This is a genomic window from Nocardia blacklockiae (assembly GCF_015477355.1).
GTDB lineage: Bacteria > Actinomycetota > Actinomycetes > Mycobacteriales > Mycobacteriaceae > Nocardia > Nocardia blacklockiae.
The window spans coordinates 161,825-179,930 of sequence record NZ_JADLRJ010000004.1; the positions used below are offsets into that span (position 1 = coordinate 161,825).

At 66.6% G+C, this 18,106-nt stretch carries 18 protein-coding genes and 1 pseudogene; 11 read left to right on the plus strand and 8 right to left on the minus strand.

The window, feature by feature from the left end; all coding sequences use genetic code 11:
* Nucleotides 1-3: 3 nt before the first annotated feature.
* On the minus strand, nucleotides 4-1,410 hold the full coding sequence (locus IU476_RS13725; protein WP_195100147.1) for a DHA2 family efflux MFS transporter permease subunit: 1,407 nt from the start codon (nucleotides 1,408-1,410) through the stop codon (nucleotides 4-6).
* Between the two features lie 86 nt (nucleotides 1,411-1,496).
* On the opposite strand from IU476_RS13725, the gene IU476_RS13730 reads away from it, so the two are divergent.
* The 7 genes from IU476_RS13730 (at nucleotide 1,497) to IU476_RS13760 (ending at nucleotide 8,570) form a co-directional block, all read left to right on the plus strand.
* On the plus strand, nucleotides 1,497-1,928 hold the full coding sequence (locus IU476_RS13730; RefSeq protein WP_324194053.1) for a MarR family winged helix-turn-helix transcriptional regulator: 432 nt from the start codon (nucleotides 1,497-1,499) through the stop codon (nucleotides 1,926-1,928).
* 77 nt (nucleotides 1,929-2,005) lie between these two features.
* Nucleotides 2,006-3,607 carry a serine/threonine-protein kinase gene (locus IU476_RS13735; RefSeq protein WP_324194054.1) on the plus strand — a complete coding sequence of 534 codons (1,602 nt, stop codon included), beginning with the start codon at nucleotides 2,006-2,008 and terminating at the stop codon, nucleotides 3,605-3,607.
* Between the two features lie 82 nt (nucleotides 3,608-3,689).
* A complete protein-coding gene (locus IU476_RS13740) occupies nucleotides 3,690-5,279 on the plus strand; it encodes a protein kinase domain-containing protein (RefSeq protein WP_195100149.1) in 1,590 nt (529 codons plus the stop codon).
* Nucleotides 5,280-5,450: 171 nt separating this feature from the next.
* Nucleotides 5,451-5,822 (plus strand): hypothetical protein, encoded by a 372-nt coding sequence (locus IU476_RS13745; protein ID WP_195100151.1) that lies wholly within the window; start codon nucleotides 5,451-5,453, stop codon nucleotides 5,820-5,822.
* Nucleotides 5,819-6,442 (plus strand): DUF3558 domain-containing protein, encoded by a 624-nt coding sequence (locus IU476_RS13750; protein ID WP_195100153.1) that lies wholly within the window; start codon nucleotides 5,819-5,821, stop codon nucleotides 6,440-6,442. The genes IU476_RS13745 and IU476_RS13750 overlap by 4 nt, the downstream gene beginning before the upstream one ends.
* A 2-nt stretch (nucleotides 6,443-6,444) precedes the next feature.
* Nucleotides 6,445-7,851: a hypothetical protein gene (locus tag IU476_RS13755; RefSeq protein ID WP_195100155.1), complete on the plus strand. Its 1,407-nt coding sequence runs from the start codon at nucleotides 6,445-6,447 to the stop codon at nucleotides 7,849-7,851.
* On the plus strand, nucleotides 7,848-8,570 hold the full coding sequence (locus IU476_RS13760) for an ESX secretion-associated protein EspG (protein ID WP_195100157.1): 723 nt from the start codon (nucleotides 7,848-7,850) through the stop codon (nucleotides 8,568-8,570). Before IU476_RS13755 ends, IU476_RS13760 begins: the two co-directional genes overlap by 4 nt.
* Before the next feature lie 12 nt (nucleotides 8,571-8,582).
* Here the strand turns inward: IU476_RS13760 and yhjD are convergent, their stop codons facing one another.
* Both yhjD and trpS read right to left on the minus strand, forming a co-directional pair.
* The gene (yhjD, locus tag IU476_RS13765) at nucleotides 8,583-9,593 is read right to left on the minus strand and encodes an inner membrane protein YhjD (RefSeq protein ID WP_195100159.1); all 1,011 of its coding nucleotides are present in this window, start codon (nucleotides 9,591-9,593) and stop codon (nucleotides 8,583-8,585) included.
* Nucleotides 9,594-9,704: 111 nt separating this feature from the next.
* Nucleotides 9,705-10,730, minus strand: coding sequence for a tryptophan--tRNA ligase (gene trpS, locus IU476_RS13770; protein WP_195100161.1), 1,026 nt, complete (start codon nucleotides 10,728-10,730; stop codon nucleotides 9,705-9,707).
* Nucleotides 10,731-10,819: 89 nt separating this feature from the next.
* Here trpS and IU476_RS13775 point away from each other — a divergent pair, with 89 nt between their 5' ends.
* Nucleotides 10,820-12,910: a phosphocholine-specific phospholipase C gene (locus tag IU476_RS13775; protein WP_195100163.1), complete on the plus strand. Its 2,091-nt coding sequence runs from the start codon at nucleotides 10,820-10,822 to the stop codon at nucleotides 12,908-12,910.
* Nucleotides 12,911-12,916: 6 nt separating this feature from the next.
* Here the strand turns inward: IU476_RS13775 and IU476_RS13780 are convergent, their stop codons facing one another.
* A complete protein-coding gene (locus tag IU476_RS13780; protein WP_195100165.1) occupies nucleotides 12,917-13,849 on the minus strand; it encodes an oxygenase MpaB family protein in 933 nt (310 codons plus the stop codon).
* 109 nt (nucleotides 13,850-13,958) lie between these two features.
* Between IU476_RS13780 and IU476_RS13785 the strand changes: the two genes are divergently transcribed.
* Complete coding sequence (locus tag IU476_RS13785) at nucleotides 13,959-14,618, plus strand: TetR/AcrR family transcriptional regulator (RefSeq protein WP_195100168.1); 660 nt, start codon at nucleotides 13,959-13,961, stop codon at nucleotides 14,616-14,618.
* Here the strand turns inward: IU476_RS13785 and IU476_RS13790 are convergent.
* The 4 genes and pseudogenes from IU476_RS13790 to IU476_RS13805 form a co-directional block, all read right to left on the minus strand.
* Nucleotides 14,608-15,081, minus strand: coding sequence for a barstar family protein (locus tag IU476_RS13790; protein WP_195100170.1), 474 nt, complete (start codon nucleotides 15,079-15,081; stop codon nucleotides 14,608-14,610). The two genes, IU476_RS13785 and IU476_RS13790, sit on opposite strands and share 11 nt — an antisense overlap.
* Complete coding sequence (locus IU476_RS13795; protein ID WP_195100174.1) at nucleotides 15,081-15,569, minus strand: guanyl-specific ribonuclease; 489 nt, start codon at nucleotides 15,567-15,569, stop codon at nucleotides 15,081-15,083. Before IU476_RS13795 ends, IU476_RS13790 begins: the two co-directional genes overlap by 1 nt.
* Nucleotides 15,566-15,694, minus strand: a pseudogene (locus IU476_RS13800) (exodeoxyribonuclease III); the annotation flags it as partial. The pseudogene IU476_RS13800 and the gene IU476_RS13795, both read right to left, overlap by 4 nt.
* A 237-nt stretch (nucleotides 15,695-15,931) precedes the next feature.
* Nucleotides 15,932-17,152: a helix-turn-helix domain-containing protein gene (locus IU476_RS13805; RefSeq protein ID WP_500048425.1), complete on the minus strand. Its 1,221-nt coding sequence runs from the start codon at nucleotides 17,150-17,152 to the stop codon at nucleotides 15,932-15,934.
* On the opposite strand from IU476_RS13805, the gene IU476_RS13810 reads away from it, so the two are divergent.
* Nucleotides 17,040-17,348, plus strand: coding sequence for a hypothetical protein (locus IU476_RS13810; RefSeq protein ID WP_195100180.1), 309 nt, complete (start codon nucleotides 17,040-17,042; stop codon nucleotides 17,346-17,348). The two genes, IU476_RS13805 and IU476_RS13810, sit on opposite strands and share 113 nt — an antisense overlap.
* Before the next feature lie 278 nt (nucleotides 17,349-17,626).
* On the plus strand, nucleotides 17,627-18,106 hold the full coding sequence (locus IU476_RS13815) for a hypothetical protein (RefSeq protein ID WP_195100183.1): 480 nt from the start codon (nucleotides 17,627-17,629) through the stop codon (nucleotides 18,104-18,106).

Sequence of the window (18,106 nt, forward strand, 5' to 3'; positions counted from 1 at the left end):
CCGCTACGCCCGCTGGTGCCGACGCAACACGGTCGACGCCGCCGCCGCGATCACCGACAGTGCGGCCAGTCCCGCGAACGCGAGGTGGTAACCCGACACCTGCTGCCAGCCGGAAGCCGTTGCGCGGGAAAGGATCACCGCGACCATCGCCACCCCGACCGCGCCGCCGATCCGCTGCAGGATATTGACGAAGGCCGCGGCGTCGGGCAACTGCTCGGGACGCACCGCCGCATAGGCGGCCGTAACCAGGGGCATGCCCGACAGCGCGGTCGCCACGCCCGCCGCGAACAGCAATGCCTGCACCAGAACGGGATTCGCGTCGGCGGGCAGCACGGCGAACGGCGCGATCGTCACCGCCACCGCGAGCGAGCCGCCGACCGCGATCACCCCGCCGCCGAAGCGATCGGTGAGACGTCCGCCCAGTGGCAGCGTGATCACCCCGCCCGCGCCGAACGCGATCAGCGCGACGCCCGTGCGCACCAGCCCGTACCCGTGCAGTTCCTGAAAGTACAACGGCAGCAACACCATGACGCCGAACATGGCCGCGCCCGCGAAGAAGCTCGCGGCATTGGCGGCCGCGAACACCCGCTCGCCGAACATCCGCACATCGAGCAGCGGATGGGCCGCGCGACCGGCGCGCCACACGAACCCGGCCACCGCCGCGGCTCCGAGCACCACCGGCAGCCACACCGCGAGCGACCCGGCCGATCCCCGGTCCCCGATTTCCGAAAGTCCGTACACCACGGCCGAGACACCGCCGCCCGCCAGCACCAGCCCGATCACATCGAGCCCGTGCCCGGGCACCCCGGCCCGCAGCGGCAGGAAGCGCAGCCCGAGCACGAGCCCGATCGCCCCGAGCGGAATGTTGATCAGGAACAACCACTGCCAGCTCCAGTGCGCCAGCATCAGCCCGCCGACGGTCGGCCCGAGCGCGGGCGCGCCGACGACCGCGATGCCCACCACACCCATCACCCGGCCCATCCGCCGCGGCCCCGCGGCCTGGCCGAGAATCGTCTGACCCGCCGGAATCATCACGCCGGCGGCCAATCCCTGCAGCACCCGCAGCGCGATCAGCCAGGCCGCCGAGCCCGCGAGCGCGCACAGCCCCGACGTCACGGTGAACGCGACGAGCGCGGCCACCCACAGCCGTCCCACTCCGACGCGCCGCGCCAGCCAGCCGCAGCAGGTCAGCGAAACCCCCAGTGCCAGTAGGTATCCACTGGCGACCCATTGCACAGTGGCGAGCTCCGCGCCGAGATCGGCGCCGATGCTGCGCAGGCCGATATTGACCAGCGACGTGTCGAGCATTCCCATCACCGCGCCGAACACCACGACGGCGGCCGTGCGCCAGACGTGTGCGGGAACGCGGTCGGCGGTCGTGGTGACGGTGTCCGTGCGCGTCTGCGTCATCGGACCCCTCCTTCTCCTAGAGTTGAGCTACTCAATTGCGGAGAGTATCAATGATTGAGTACCACAACAATAGGTAGACTCGCCAGGTGACCGACGACCGCGAGTACCACCCCCGTGGACTACTGCGCTATCCGACCTACGCGCTCGGCAAGCTGCACAAGGCCATGCACGTCGCGCTCGGAACGCCGCTGCGCGAGCACTGGATACTCACCCATCTCGCCGAGAGCAGCGAGATCTCCCAACAGGAAATGGCCGCCGCCCTCGGCATCGACCGCAGCGAAATGGTCCGCCTGATCGACAGCCTCGAAGCAGCAGGCCTGGTCACCCGCACCCGCGACCCCGCCGACCGCCGCCGCTACCGCCTCACGATCACCGCCGCCGGCGACCGCCTCCGCGCCGAAACCGACGAACAGATCACCAAGGCCACCGACGCCCTCCTCACCCGCCTCACCCCCGAGGAACGCACCACCCTCCACCGCCTCGCCCTCAAGGCCCTGGGCGAGGACTTCGACGACTGAGTCCGCGCCACCCGCGACCGATGCTCCGGCCGGATTCCCAGTAGGGTGATCGCGAGCGCAAGGGGGAGGTAACCGGTGTGGCCGGATCGCTGAGGCAAGGGCAGATCTTCGCGGGGTATGCGATCGAGCGGCAACTCGGACAGGGCGGCATGGGCTCGGTCTACCTGGCGCGCCACCCACGTCTTCCCCGTCTGACGGCGTTGAAGCTGTTGAACCGAGAGCTGGTCGCCGACAACGAGATTCGTGCGCGATTCGAGCGTGAAGCCGATCTGGCCGCCCGGCTCGATCATCCGAACATCGTCACCGTCTTCGATCGGGGAGTCGAAGCGGAGCAGATGTGGATCTCGATGCAGTACATCGACGGCACGGACGCGGCATCCCTCGCTCCGGTAACGCTCCCGGTGACCGAGGCCCTGCGGATCGTCGCCGACACCGCGAAGGCCCTCGACCACGCGCACAGTTTCGGTGTCCTGCACCGCGACATCAAGCCCGCGAATATCCTGCTCGCCGAACACGGCCGGGTCTATCTCACCGATTTCGGAATCGCACGACTGCGCGACGACAACACGCATCTCACCCGGACCGGAACATTCACCGCCACTTTGGCATACGCCTCACCCGAGCAACTGAGCGGTTCGCCCTTGGACCATCGAACCGATCAATACTCGTTGGCTTGCACACTGTTCTGGCTATTGACGGGGTCCGCCCCTTACGCTGCCGCCAATCCCGCCGCAGTGATCCAAGGCCATCTCATGGCCACGCCGCCGTCCGTGAGCGGGCGGCGACCGGAATTGAATCCGGCGCTGGATCAGGTGCTGGCCACAGCAATGGCCAAGCGGCCGAGTGACCGCTTCACCTCGTGCCGCGAGTTCGCCGAAGCCGCAACGCATGCTCTCGAAGCACCGTGGATGGCGAGACCCGCTTCGGTTCCGCACGCATCTGCGGCGTCCTCTCCTGCACAGTCCGCTCGGCCGAAACCCTCTGCCGCACAACCTTCCACGTCGCACCGGAGCAACCGCGCGCGGCTGATCGTCACCTTCGCCGTGGGCATCGTCATCGCCGCACTGGCGGCCGCGGCGATCTTCACCGCCCTGCATCGCTCCTCACCCGGACCGGATACCGGCGCGGCAAGCACATCGATCACAGCGACGAAAGTCGCGGGGCCGACGGCAAAGCGGGCGACCACGACGTCGGCCACACCGACCAGCAGCACCGCGCTACCGACCGCGGGAGCAGCCCTGCACAACGCGTTTCCGCAGATGGTTCCCGTAATGGGCGGGAGCGGCTCGGGTTACGACGGGGCGTCCTGCGGCTTCGGCCTGAGCAACGACGACATTCACTGGGACAATCTGCCGTACTTCGGCAATTGGACGATCGAGGCCGACTGCCCTGGGCGCGTCGACGCCGCACAGCGAGTCGAGTACATCTTCTACCTCTATGCCACACCGGCGGACGTCCAAGCGGTACTCGCCGGCCTGCTGCCGCACACGACAGTAGAAGTGTCCCAGGGCGGCAAGACCTACACCCGATACACCATGACGGACGTGGGAACGTCCGGCTCGACCTACATGGTGACGGAATTCCACGGTGATGCGGAACGTGAACGGATTTTGATGCTGACTGTTTTCCAGACCACAGACGGCGCGCTGCGCTGGTGGAACTCCGCGCCGCTGAATTGAGTTCGGCAGCGGTGCTCGGCGACGGAATCGCCGAAGTGAACAACGACGGCCCGAGTTGGCCAGGCCATAGTGGGAGGTAAGAGTGTTCGGCCCGGGAGACGTTTTCGCCGGTTACGTCATCGAACGGCAGCTCGGTCGGGGCGGTATGGGCTCGGTATACCTGGCACGCCACCCTCGTCTTCCGCGGTTCACCGCGCTGAAACTGCTGAACCGAGAACTCGTCGCCGACAACGAGATTCGCGCCAGATTCGAGCGGGAGGCGGACCTCGCCGCGAGGCTGGACCATCCGAACATCGTCACCGTCTTCGATCGGGGTATCGAAGCGGGACAGCTGTGGATATCGATGCAGTATGTCGAAGGCATTGATGGGTCATCCATCGCTCCGGCGACGTTACCGCCGGCGGAAGCGATCAGAATCGTCGGCGAAACAGCGATGGCGCTCGACCACGCGCACAGCCTCGGTGTGCTGCACCGCGACGTGAAGCCCGCGAACATTTTGCTCGGCAGTGATCCGATCGGCGAGAATCGGGTCTACTTGACGGATTTCGGCATCGCGCGACTGCGCGACGACACTACTCACCTCACGCGGACCGGAACGTTCACGGCCACTCTGGCTTACGCCTCCCCGGAGCAGCTGAGCAGTTCGCCGATGGACCATCGTGCCGATCAATATTCGCTGGCCTGCACGCTGTTCTGGCTACTCACCGGCACACCGCCCTATTCCGCCCCCAGCGCCGCCGCAGTGATCCAGGGGCACCTCATGGCGCCACCACCGCTGGTGAGCACGACACGACCGGGATTGAATCCGGCACTGGATCACGTACTCCGCAGAGCGATGGCTAAACGCCCCGCCGATCGCTACCACTCGTGCAGCGAGTTCGCGGCAGCAGCGGCGATGGCGATCGGTGCCGCGCGCCCCGCGGCGGACGTGTTGCCGGTCGCGCGTGCACACGCGCCGACCTCCACGCCGCCGCCGATCGAAGACGAGCCGAAAGTTGCTTCTCCGCAACCGTTTCCGGACCGGCGGCCACAGCGCAACATGGGCCGACGCTCGGCCATCGCCTTCACGCTGGGCGTGGTGATCGCCGCGGCGTTGGTCGCGACCACAGTCGCCGCGTTGAACCGGTCACCCGCCGATCCGGAAATCGCCGCCCCTTCCACTACCGATGCGCCATCGACCCCGAATCCGGCACCGCAGCCGACCTTGGTCGACTCTTATCTGCAGCCACCGCACCAGAAGCAATACGGCCGTCCCGACGTCGTCTACGATCCCTGCACCTGGATACCGGATGATGTGATCACGCGGGCCGGCTACGACTTCGCCAGCCGGAACCGAGACGGTGACCAGATCGCCGAAACGACCCATCTGGGCTGCCGCTTCAAATCGAAACCACGCACTCTCACGATACGTTCGAGAAACGAAACATGGGACGAGGACCTGAAACAGGTCGGTGCCTGGAGCGAACCGGTCCGGGTCAATGGCAGAGAAGCAATGTGGGTGCGCGATCCGGGAGGCGCGGACACCTGTTCCATCCACCTCCGCACCAAAGTCGGCTACGTCGACATCAATTCGTTCGTCACCCTCTACGGCCTCGCCCGAGACGTACAACCCTGCGACGGCCTCCTCGACACCGCCAGCATCCTCGAGCCCACCATCGGCACGAACAACTGACCCAGCCGTCGCCCGTCGGCACCAACAGCTCCATGGGCGAGCCTCCTTCGGGCCGCCGCACTGTGAAGGCCTTCGCCTCGGCAAGAGGCAAATCCGCGACTCCAGGGAACCAAGTCGCCTGGCAGCGCGTCCAGTAAGGTAAGCGATCGAGCACGAAGGGAGGGCCTGTCGGTGGACGTGGGGCAGTCGACAGCGAAAGCGCTCTACGAGCAGGCCACATCGGGGACCTTCCGCATGGACGAGGGTGCCGCTCAACGGTGCGCCGATGTGTACTCTCGCTTCGTCGAGATGACCATCGAACCGCAACTCAAGTTGGCCCAGCGGGTACAGCGGCACGAGGGGTTCGGCGGCTTCGACTCGTCGACGGAGTTGCAGGGCGGGTTCACCAGCAAAGCCAACGAGATGCTCCAGGCGCTGACCGGTATGAAGCAGGCAGCGCTCAAGATGGCCGCCGCTTACCTACGCGCCGGCAATCTGGTCACCCAAGCGGATGCGATGCACGCCCGGGCCATCAATACGACGACGATTGGGGTTCAGAAGTGAAGTTGTTCGTGTCGGTCCCGGTGGCGGTTCTGGCAGGCACTGTCGCCATCACGGTAGGTGGATGCTCGAGCAGTGAGGGCTCGGACGGGACTTCGGCTACCACTTCCGCGTCGAGCACCGGAGCATCACGCCCCACTCTCACCGCCTCGAGCTTGCAGCCACCGCCGCAGGACAACAAGTACTCCAGTTCGTCGGGCCGACCGAAGGTTGTCTTCGATCCCTGCACGTGGGTGAGCGACGCGTCGATCACCAAAGCCGGATTCGATCCCAAGTCGCGGAAGCGCGGTCACGACACCGTCGCGGAGACCATCTTTTTGACCTGTGAATTTTCGTCTCGGTTGCGAGACCTGGCCGTGGATTCGACCAACGCGACATGGGACGAAAATTTGAAGAAAAACGGCGCCTGGAGTGAGCCGACCTCGGTGAACGGCCGTGAGGCGCTGTGGGTTCGCGATCCGCAATTGGCAGGTGCCTGCGAAATCGATCTCCGTACCGAAGCCGGATTCACACAGGTAGCCGTGAATCTGACGGATCTCACCAATCCGCAGGAAACCCCGCCCTGCCAAGGCCTTCTCGACATTGCCTCCGCTATCGAACCTGATATCGGCAAGGAAAACTGATCGTGGCGGACCGTTATATCGATATAAACACCAATCCGGCTGCTCTTGCCGCGATGGGGCCCGAGGTCCCTCGGTACGCGCCGCTGGACGTCGGGCGCGACCAATCGAACGCGCGCTCTCAGCAACAAGGCGCCGAACAGCTCCAGACCAGCATTTCCTACGACGGCAAAGACCCCGACTACATCACGAGGATGGAGCAGTTCGAAGGTCGTCCACACGCCGAGATCTATGCCAATGCGCAAAAAATGGATCCCGGTACGATGCATGATCGCGCCGATGTCTGGATCAGCATTTCCCACAACTTGAGCGGCGGCCTGCTCGGCATGCACATGTCGATTCAGAAGGCCCTCGCCGAGGGCATCGATGGGAAGATGGCCGATGCGGCTTTGGCAGCCGCCCAAAAGTTTTATCAACAGGCGTTCGACGTGCAAGAGGTCATCCAGACCTGCGGGCACCGCATCAAGGCAGCGGCTCATGCGGCAGAGGTGGTCCGAATGTCTGTGCCACCGCCCGCGAGCCCGCTGAACGGGCCGGAGTCTCCCGATGCGCTGTCAGGCACGCAGGTTGCGCTGGCCGCGATGCTTTCGGGTCTGGCCTCGGACAGCGACGGCATGGAAGTCGCGTACCAGCGCGGGGTCGAGGCGTTGCATCGTGCCGCTATCGACACGATGAACAATCAATACAAGCCGACCTACGGCCCTGCCGGTTCCGGAATTCCGACGTTCGTGCCGGTCCAGGCACCGGGAGAAAACGGAGTCGACGACGGTGCAGGCGGCGTCACACCAGGTGGCATCAACAGCGGCAGCAACGGCCCCGCAGCCGACGGCAACGGCGGCGAGAACGCCCGCGGTGATGAGCAAGCGCCGGGCACCGATCCTGCCTCCGTCGATACCGCCGGGCTGAGCCAAGATTCACAATCCGGGCAACAGCAGAGCGGGCAGGGCGGTTCCGCAACAGCGAAGCCGACATCCTCCGGCGGCGACGCGAGTACGACGGCCGCGGGTGTGACCTCCGGCTCTGCGGGCAGAGGCGGTAGCCCAGGCGGGGCCGGTTTGTCGGGCAGGGGCGGAACTGCGGGTGGCCCCGGTGGCGTCAACGCCGGCGGCTCCGGTCGCAGCGTGCCAGGGTCGCCGGGAACCGGAAATGCAGCCGCGGCCGCGACGCTCGCAGGCGGCGCAGCGGCGGCGCGCGCCGGTGCGCCCGGCATGATGGGTCCCGGTGGCGGTGGCGGAAAGCAGAAAGGAGAGTCGGAGTCGGACCACAGGACACCTGACTGGCTCATACGCAATCGAGAAGACGAGTTGATCGGAACGATCGATCCGACAGTTCCGCAAGCGATCGGCGCGGATATCCCTGCAGCACAGTCTTCCCCACGATCACATGACGAGCACGGGGGCATCGCTCGGTGAGGTGGGAATTCACATCCGACGAGTTCATGCACATTTGGAAGGAGACGGGGCAGGACCGCTATCCGTTTCCGCTGCGGCTGCTCGCGTCGGTTCAATGGGAAGACGAGTTCGAACAGATCGCTCGCGAACTACGGCAGCGACTACCGCTCGGTGGTGATCCGGATGTGTCGGCCATGCTCCGCGTCGCGGCCGACCCTGAAACGTCTCTGGCGCTGACCGGAACTCGACGAAGACCGCTACGTGCGTACGGTGCAATCGATACGAACGTAGGCCTAACGTTCGTGCAACGGCCTGGCCCGCGAGATGATTTCGGTGGCAACGTCGTCATCGAGCTCGGATCGCCGGCTATCGTCCCCAAAGTATTCGCCGCGGTACTCGGAGACGTTCCGGCAGGTCGGCAGCCGGCGCTGGTGGAGTCCGCTGACCGGATTCGCAAAGATCTCGAGTCCTGGTCCGGCACAAGGGAAACGACGTCAGACCGGATGCGCCGCCTACTCCGCGCTCCGCGCGCCGGATCCGGCCACATCGAAGTCCGCTGCGAGGTACGTAGCAGCCGCCCGCTCCCACCTCAGTACCTGAGCTGGTTCGACGTGGAGGGAGACGGCCGATACCTGCATCGTGAGCAACACAACGACTTCCACGTCATCCCTTGCTCACAAGAGATGATCCGCAACGAAATCGTACGTATGACTCAGCAATACTCACAGCGCACGTACTGAAGGGGGCGACCCCTACCGCCTCCCCCGCCACCCCGCCAAAACCCCCGCCACGGCCCCCGCCCCGAACAACGCCGCCCCCGTGCGCGCGGTCATCCCCACATTCACCCTCGGCTCGATTACTGCCGGTGGCGGAGGCGGGATTTCGGGTTCGGGGTCGTTTTCTCGGGCGGTGGCGGCCCAGGCGGTGGCGAAGAGGATTATGCGGGCGGTGATGTAGGCGAAGACCATCAGGCCGATGATGGGGCCGAAGGCTACGCCGGCGGGGCTGTTGAGGACGGATTTCAGGTAGATGCTGGCGATCTGTTTCCAGATCTCGAAGGCGAGGGCGGCGAGCAGGGCGGCCTTCACGGCGCTGACGGCGGTGACGGGCTCGCGGGGCAGGCGGGCGATGATCCAGACGAAGACCGCCCAGGAGGCGAGGACGGCCAGGACGAGGGAGAGGACGGTGAGCAGCACGCCGACGCCGGGCGCGGTGTCCAGGTGCACGGATTTCAGGACGCTGCGGCCCAGATCGCTGCCGGCCAGCGCCGACAGGCCCAGCGAGACCACCATCGCCGCACCGAGTCCGAGCAGCGCGAGCAGGTCGGAGATCTTGCTGCCGACCCAATTGCCTTCGGGCGTCTTCTGTTCCCACTGTTCGGTGAGCGCGGCGCGCAGGTTGGCCATCCAGCCCAGCCCGGCGTAGAGGGCGCCGACCAGACCGAGCACGCCGACGCTGGTGCGCGACTTGATCGCCTGGTTGATCAGATCGGTCAGCTGCCCGCCGAACGAACCGGGGATCTTCTCGATCACCTTCTGCTGCAGTTCGTTCAACAGGTCCGGGTTGCGCGCCAGCACGAAACCGGCCACCGCGAACCCGACCATCACCAGCGGAAACAGCGACAGCACAGTGAAATACGTGATGCCCGCGGCGTAGTAGTCACCGCGTTGGCGCTGATACCGCCCACCCGCGCGAACGGCGTGGTCCAGCCACGGCCGAGCCTGTACCTCGCGTTCGATCCGCGCCTTGACCTTGCCGAACACCCGTTCCTCCCGAAACTGTCGGCCGGCCGCGCGGCAACCCGGAGACGGCAGCGTGCGTCACCGCGAGGGCCCGCGCGGTCGGCGGTCGTGCACAGCCCCTGCGCGAGTACCTCAGCGGGGCAGGAACCCCACTCGGTCGTACACCTGCGCGAGGGTGTTGCCGGCGATTTCCCGAGCACGCTCGGCGCCCGCACCGAGGATGCGGTCGAGTTCGCCTTGGTCGTCCAGATACTCTTGCACCTTCGTCTGCAACGGCGTGACAAATTCGACCAGTGCGTCGGCCACATCGCCCTTGAGATCGCCATACCCCTTGCCGGCGTAATCATTCTCCAGCGTCACGATCGGCGTGCCGGTGAGCGACGAGAGAATAACCAGCAGATTGCTAACGCCCGCCTTGTGTTCGGGGTCGTAGCGGATTTCGCGCTCGGTGTCGGTGACGGCGGAGCGGATCTTCTTCGCCGAGATCTTCGGGTCGTCGAGCAGGTTGAGCAGACCGGCGTCGCTGGCGGCCGACTTGCTCATCTTCGACGTCGGATCCTGCAGGTCGTAGATCTTGGCGGTGCCGGAGACGATGTGCGCCTCGGGCACCACGAAGGTCTTCTTGAACCGGGTGTTGAACCGCTGCGCCAGGTTGCGGGTCAGCTCCAGGTGCTGGCGCTGATCCTCGCCGACCGGCACCTGATGCGCCCGGTACAGCAGGATGTCGGCGGCCATCAGCACCGGGTAGGTGAACAGCCCGACGGTGGCGTTCTCCGCGCCCTGCCGCGCCGACTTGTCCTTGAACTGGGTCATCCGGCTGGCCTCGCCGAAGCCGGTGATGCAGTTGAGCACCCAGGTCAGCTCGGCGTGCTCGGGCACCTGGCTCTGCACGAACAGGGTCGAGCGCTTGGGGTCGATGCCCAGCGCCAGCAGCTGCGCGGCCGCGCGCTTGGTGCGGTTGCGCAGCTGCTTGGGATCCTGCGTGACGGTGATGGCGTGCATGTCGGGGATGAAGTAGAGGGCGTCGTAGTCGTCCTGCAGCGTCACCCAATATTGCAGCGCGCCAAGGTAGTTGCCGAGGTGGAAGGAATCGCTGGTCGGCTGGATGCCGGACAGGACACGCTGCTTGCGCTCACCGGGTGCTGCGGGACTCGACATGCTTCAGATCTTTCCATGCCGCGACGGGCCGCCGACCGGCACCACCACGACATCCATGGCAATCTCTCAGCAAATGGTTTACTGGCCTCATGGCCAGCATCTCGCGGCGGCGGCTGATCGGCTCGGCGATCGGGCTGGCGGCCGGTTCGGCATCGCTGTCCCTGCTGCCGCCGTCCCTGCACCGGGCGATGGCGGCGCCGATGCGGCCGGGTGGGCTGCAGGCCGTCGAGCACGTGATCCTGCTGATGCAGGAGAACCGCTCGTTCGACCACTACTTCGGGACCCTGCGGGGCGTGCGCGGCTTCTCCGACTCGACGCCGCTGCGCCTGCGCAACGGGGCCGCGGTCTTCGCACAGCCGCGATCCGTGATCTCGACGGCCGCCGACGCGGTACTGCCGTTCTCGCTGCGGCAGGCGGCGGCGCAGGCGGGCCGCCCCGGCACCGACATCCACTACCTCGACAGCCTCGACCACGAATGGGACGGCAGCACCGCCGCGTGGGCGCGGGGCTGGTGGGACGGCTGGATCCCGGCCAAAACCGCGGCGACCATGACCTATTACGAGCGCCGCGACCTGCCGCTGCAATACGAACTCGCCGACGCCTTCACCCTCTGCGACGCCTACCACTGCTCGCTGTTCGGCGGCACGAACCCGAATCGCAACTACTTCTTCACCGGCACCACCGGCTACGAACCCGGGACCGATCGGCGCGCCGTCGACAATGCCGCCTACGACGCGGCACACCCGGGCTACGAGTGGACCACCTACCCGGAACGATTGCAGGCCGCGGGCGTCTCGTGGCAGATCTACCAGGAGTGGGACAACTTCACCGACAATCCGGTCGAGTATTTCGCGCCGTTCAAAAGGCTCGGGACGAAGTTGCTGTCGCAGGTAGAGGGCAACTACCCGACGACCGAGAAGTTCTACGAGGCGCTGCGACAGAAACCGCCCGACGAGCAGCGCCGGCTGCTGTCGCAATTGGACGCGGCGCGGGAGCGACTGAGCGCACCGGAGCGCGATCTGTTCGACCGGGCGATGTACCGCAGCGAACCCGACACCCTGCTGCGCCGGGTCGCCGCCGACATCGAGGCGGGCACCTTGCCGAAGGTCAGCTGGCTGGTGCCGCCCGCGGAGTTCAGCGAGCACCCGTCCTCGTCGACGCCGGTGGGCAGCGCGAACCTGATCTACCACGTGCTCGACATCGTCGCGTCCGATCCGGAGACCTGGTCGCGGACGGCGATCTTCCTCACCTTCGACGAGAACGACGGGTACTTCGATCACGTGGCGTCGCCGGTGCCGCCGCCGGGCGGCGAGGACTGGTACGACGGCCGGGCGATCGGGCTCGGGCCCCGGGTGCCGATGACCGTCGTATCGCCGTGGACCATCGGCGGATTCGTCAACTCCGAGGTCTTCGACCACACGTCGGTGCTGCGGTTCCTGGAACAGTGGACGGGCGTGCGCGAGCCGAATATCAGCGATTGGCGGCGGACGGTGTGCGGGAACATGCGGTCCGTCTTCGACTTCCGCACCGCGGGCAAACCGCCGACCCTGCGCCGCCCCGAGAAGATTCCGCCGCCGGCCGCCCGGTGGACGCCGCTGCCGCCCGCCACGCCGTCGATGCCCGAGCAGGAACGCGGGTCGCGGCCCGCGCGGCCGCTGCCCTATCAGCCGTCGGCGGCGGGGTCGGTGTCCGCGACCGGGCCGACCGTCCGGCTGATCAACAGCGGTTCGGCGTCGGCGCACTTCACGCTCTACCCGTTCGACGGCACGGCCGACAGCCCGCGCCATTGCGATGTGCGCGGCGAGAAGACCGAGGCATTCCGCGGCGAGGGCCCCTACGACCTGGTGGTGCAGGGACCGAATCGGTTCTGGTACGAGATGCGCGGGCACACCGGCGGCGCGGCGGCGGGACTCGAGGTCGGGACCGTACCGGCAGGCGCCGAGGTGCGGATCGCACTCACCAATCGAGGTCGGCGGGCGATCACCGCGGTGCTCACTCCCCTGCGCTACGGCGGGTCGTCCCAGGAGGTCGAGGTGGCGGCCGGGGCGAGCCGCACGGTGGAGTGGAACACCGAAAGCGGTTGGTACGACGTGGAAGTCACCGCGATCGAGGAACCCGAGTTCCGGCGCCGGATCACCGGGCGGGTGGAGAACGGCGGTCCGGGCGTCAGCGCGGACTGAACGCCCTCACCCGATTCCGCGCTGCGCGTGGTTCAGCGGATCCACGCCCGGCATGCTGGGCCGACCCGAGCTGACCAGCTCGTGTTCGCGGCGGCTGAGCAGGCGGTAGACCGGGGCGCTCGGCCCGGCGAGGGTGGTGCGCAGCGGGCGCGGGGCGAGCGGCGGGGTGAAGTGCGCGGTGCGGACGGCGCGGGCGAGGGTGCGGAAGGACAGTTCTTCCCTTGCGCCCCAACGTATTCCGTACATGCTGCGGATGCGCGGCGGCAGGCTGCCCTGGATCAGCAGGAACACACTCGAGGTGACCTGGTGCAGCGGCGCGCGCAGCGGGTAGGGCACCCGCTTGCCCGCCAGGTAGGAGCCGACCAGGTGCGCCTCCTCGGTGAGGTGGACCTCGTCGGAGGCGAGATAGTCGTCGAAGTAGCGGCGGAAAGCCGGGTAGTCGGCGGGGGCCGCCGCGCGCGGCATGCCGAACAGCTCACCCCAGCGCACGTAGTCCTGATACAGGTCCTCACGTTCGGCGGCGGTGAGCCTGCGGACCAGCAGGTCGTGCATGACCTCGGCGGAATCGAAGGTGAAGGCCATCGTCATGAACATCAGGTGCGGGTTCGTCGCGGAGTAGCCGCTGCCCGCGGGATGGTGCGGCCCGGCGTCCTCGGGCAGCGAACCCTGTACTCGCACATGCTTTTTGTGAGTGAACGACAGCGCGCGGTCGGCCTCGTCCTTGCTGCCCAGGAACACCGCCTCGAACAACCGGCCGGTGAGCGCGAGCCGCGTGTACGGCGTCGTGCGGTGCTCGGTGTTCTCGGCCGTCCCCACGTACAGCAGCGGATGCACGGCACCGACGACCAGGGCGCGCTGACCGTAGGTGAGACCCACCGCGCGCTTGCGCATGACCCGTCGAATCATCGAATCGTCGGGGAAATAACCGGCCTCGGGCATCGTCGCCTCCTCGGTACAGAGCATCTGGCAATAGGATCCACCAGAAATCGAATTCTGGCAAGACGTGCTGCCAGAATCGACCCGGGCCGCGCCGTGCCACAATCGGGGCGTGGCAGCGCAACGGACGTACGGCGGGGTCTCCGCGGAGGAACGTCGTGCCCAGCGGCGCTCCGCCCTCCTCGAAGCCGCGCTGGAGATCATCGGCACCCAGGGCCTGGAGAAGCTGACCGTCGCCGGGCTGTGCGCCCGGGCGGGCCTCAACGAGCGCTACTACTACGAGCAGTTCGACGGTCGTGACGCCGTGCTGGCCGCGCTGTTCGACGGCGTCGCCGAGGAATTGGCGGACGCGATCGTGGCGGCCCTGCGCACCGCGCCCGCCGACACCCGCGGCACCGCCCACGCGGCGATCGCGGCCGGCATCCATGTGCTCACCGACGATCCCCGCAAGGCCCGGGTGGCCTCGATCGTCGGCACCGCGACCCCCGAGTTGCGCGCCCGCACGCTTGAGACCATCCGCTCGTTCGCGAATCTCGTTGCGGCCCAGGGCATCGACTTCTACGAATTCACCAGCACCGAGCCCGACCCGGCGATCGCCTTCCGCGCCACCTATCTGGTGGGCGGACTCGCCCAGACCTTGACCAGCTGGGTGCAGGGCGACCTGCCCATGTCCCGCGACGAGCTGATCGACCACACCACCGACGTCTTCGTCCTGCTCGGCGAGGACCTGGCCGGGCGGCTGCGCTCGGCCCGGCCGCGCGTCACAGGGTGAGGGGCACCGCGTCGACGGCGGCGCCCTGCAGGACGACCCGGAACACGGTGTCGCGGACGGACCAGTAGGCGGCCGCGTCGCGCATCGCCTCGGCGAACCACTTCCGCTGCTCGGGCTGGTCGGCCAGCAGCCGGTCCGCGTCCCGCACCACCACGACGTAGCCCCGCCCGCGGCCGACGAAATCGTCGAGGTCGCGCAGGGATTCGTCGAACGCGTCCTTGTTCTCGCCGAAGTAGTACGGGAACTGGAACGCCGCGGCGAACTCGTCGAAAACGCCTGCGGTGGTGGTCATCCGGGTGCCGCGCAGTTCCCGGACGCGGTAGTCGTCGGGCACTCGGTATCGCACGCCGCTGAATTCGCGGTCGTCGACCGGGAGACTGCCGAGCACCGGCGCGTCGGCGCCGCTGGTCGCTTCCCCCGCGGGCCCGGACAGGAACTGCGCCAACGTCATCGGACTGGTCATTACCGCATCCTCGTGAACGTCTTGTAGTGGTCACCGGTGTAGTACGCCGAGCCGTCGCTGCCCGTGACGATCCGTTCGGCGTCCCGGGTCTGCCCGCGCTGCTTGGGATTCACATCCCATTCCTTGTAGGTGATCGACTTGCCCGAGGCGTCGCTTTTCGCCAGTGTTCCGTCGCGATTCATCCACTGGTCACCGCCCTTGGTGCCGGGCGAGTTCGCCGAATCCGGCCAGCGACCGGCGTCGATCTCCTCGAGCGTGCGATAGGCGCGATCGGGCACACCGGGGGCACGACTGGCCACCGCGCCCGCGGACGTACTCCCCGCCTTCGTAGTCGCCTTAGCAACGCTCGCGCTCGCGGCGACCGACTGCGCCGACCCGCCACCGGAGTCCGTACCGCCCCGCAGCCCGAGCACACCCGCGACAACCACCGCGACCGCCAGCCCGGCCAACACCAGCAGCGTGCGAATTCTCTTGTCGGAGAGGTTCATCGGTACTGCACCGTCACCGGGGCGTGGTCGGACCAGCGCTGCGCGTACTCCGAGGCGCGTTCCACAATTGCGTGTTTCGCGCGGTTGGCGATGTCGCCGCGGGCCAGGTGGTAGTCGATGCGCCACCGGATCGAATCGGATATACAACCACTAGAGACATCCCTGAACAGGGAAGGAACCCACATGCAGACCCCGTTACGCGCCCTACTGGTAGCACGGCTATCCGTCATGACTGACGAATCTACGTCACCCGCCCGATAGCTAGAGCACGGGTGCAACACCGTGGGTGGACAGAGGTAGGAGCAGCAACGGACCTGGATGTGTCTGCCACCAAGTACTCAGCCGGGTTGCTGAGTCGCGGTTCACGCGTCCACCAAATCCGGATCGACTCGACGTAGCGCAGATGCCAGCCACTCAGTACCCCGGTGCTGTGGTGGCATGTCCGCCAGTCCGGCCGTGGCCTCCGCTACGGCCTGCGGGTGCTCCCCGAGTAGGGACAACACACCCCCACGCTGAATCGCGCCGAACGGGGCGGTCCACCAGTACATAGCGTTCGGTGCCTGCTCTCCGCTCGCTGCCTCCGCGGCTTCGTCAGCAGCCGCCAGCGCGGTCAGGGCTTCTCGCCTTTCACCGCGTGCGGCGAGCAACTCAGCGCGGCGCATACGGGCATAAGCGGTCACCACCGGATGTGCCCCGGGAACGTTCAGTGCGGCGTCGGACAGATCCAGGACTTCCGCGTAGTCGCCGGTGGCTCCCCACGTGACGTATCCCGTGAATCCCAAGCTGTGTACGAGCCGGTCCGGATCGCGTGCTTCGGTCGCGAGTTCTACGGCCGTGTCCATGCTTCGGCGCGCGGCTGTATCGGCACCTACCGCGTGTTCCAGCCATGCCCGGTACTGCGTCACCTCGGACGCCAGCGTTGCGGCTTCTCGCTGGACCGTGCGCGCTTCGTGTACGAACTGTTCCACCATCGCGGACATACCGCGTACCGCAGGAAGGACCGCCAGAGCACCCGTGGCGTCCTCAACGCGCCGGATACTCGTCAGCATCGAATCCACCTCCGCGAGAGCTTGAGCGTCCACGCTGGACGGCGTACGCGCGGCCACAGTGAGCCGACCCAAATCTGTTGTGCCCAAGACGCGTTCGTATGCCGCGGCAACTCCGGCGGGTAGCGGCCGCTGCCCTTTCTCGATCTGACTCAGATACGAACGGCTGTAGAAAGTTCGTTCGGCCATCACACGCAGCGATATACCCGCCGCCTCGCGGGCGGCACGCAGGAGTGAGCCGGTGTTCACAATGCCCAGCCTAGCGAGCTTGCGGACACCTGTGGACGCGGAAACCCTTCGCATTCTCGGCCGATACGAGGAATCTCGAAGACGCGCCACAGAGGGTCGTAGCCGACAACCACCCCGTCCGGTTCCCCTCTGTGTCCGCTTCCAACACGCTGAGTACACGGGGACGGGAGTACCGATGCGATATCGACCGACCGCGCTGGGTTGGGTAGATCCGGAGATAACCGACGCGCTCATGTGGGACCGCGCCCAAGTGCAACGCCTGGCGCGCTCGCTCGGATACGTGATCATCTGGCCCGAGCCCTCGCTCACCCCGCTTGCCGACCAGGTGCGGTCCGCCGACGTGGATGCGGTGATCACCCCGTCACCGCAACACCTGAGCCCACTCGCGCTCAACGGGATCTTGTACTTCGCGGAGATCGAAACACTCTCTCCGCGACTGAGTTTCGCTCGCTGGACGATGCTCCGAGAGGGATGTTTCGTGTGAGGTGGCGCAATCGCAACCACGGCAAGACCGTGGAAGCGATCCAAGAGCGGATACGCCGCGAACAGACTGTGGTCGGATGGACGCACGATGCACCAGCCGAGCCGTTCACACCCGACCAGGCGCATAAGGCGATGCAGCAGCATCGAGAGTGCCGGGTAGAAGACTGCGACCGGAAACGAGCGACGTTCCGGACGCTGATCGAGGCCGGACGAGTCAAGCCCGACTCAGGCCGGACCCGATAGGCTCGCCTACCGGTACAGCCGACGCGAGGGGAAGCAATGAGCGACGAACAAATCGGGTTCGATATTGAGTTCGACGACAAGACACAAGCGTTCTTGGATTGGGTTGCTCCCGAGAATATGGAGGCTCACGTACGCGCCTTCCTCTCTGACACTGTGCCGGGAATCGCGGACTACTCGGACGAGTGGTGGAAGCGTCCGCTACTGCTCGACATCCTTGAAGCGTCGAAACAAGTATTCGGTGACTGGTCCGGATTCATCTCGCCGGAGAACCGGGAGAGCGCCGACCGGCTCGTAAGGTTCATCGGCGAATGCTGCGCACGAAGCCGGTCCGGTGTCCGCTGGGTGAATATTCCGGAATGGAATTCGGCACTGTACCCAGATTTCGGTCCCTCGATACGGGTCGACGACGACCCGATGACCGACACATCTATGGTCGCGATAACCAAGAGCCTGTTCGGCAACGCCGGGCCGGCAACGATCGAATACAGCATTCGCAAGGTCGGCATACCGACCTGA

Bases quoted from the DNA above. Each gene is read 5' to 3' on its own strand.
- IU476_RS13725 (WP_195100147.1), bottom strand. From the start codon at position 1,410: ATGACGCAGACGCGCACGGACACCGTCACCACGACCGCCGACCGCGTT.
- trpS (WP_195100161.1), bottom strand. From the start codon at position 10,730: ATGTCGAGTCCCGCAGCACCCGGTGAGCGCAAGCAGCGTGTCCTGTCC.
- IU476_RS13775 (WP_195100163.1), top strand. From the start codon at position 10,820: ATGGCCAGCATCTCGCGGCGGCGGCTGATCGGCTCGGCGATCGGGCTG.
- IU476_RS13780 (WP_195100165.1), bottom strand. From the start codon at position 13,849: ATGCCCGAGGCCGGTTATTTCCCCGACGATTCGATGATTCGACGGGTC.
- IU476_RS13790 (WP_195100170.1), bottom strand. From the start codon at position 15,081: ATGACCAGTCCGATGACGTTGGCGCAGTTCCTGTCCGGGCCCGCGGGG.
- IU476_RS13795 (WP_195100174.1), bottom strand. From the start codon at position 15,569: ATGAACCTCTCCGACAAGAGAATTCGCACGCTGCTGGTGTTGGCCGGG.
- IU476_RS13810 (WP_195100180.1), top strand. From the start codon at position 17,040: ATGCGATATCGACCGACCGCGCTGGGTTGGGTAGATCCGGAGATAACC.
- IU476_RS13805 (WP_500048425.1), bottom strand. From the start codon at position 17,152: ATGATCACGTATCCGAGCGAGCGCGCCAGGCGTTGCACTTGGGCGCGG.
- IU476_RS13815 (WP_195100183.1), top strand. From the start codon at position 17,627: ATGAGCGACGAACAAATCGGGTTCGATATTGAGTTCGACGACAAGACA.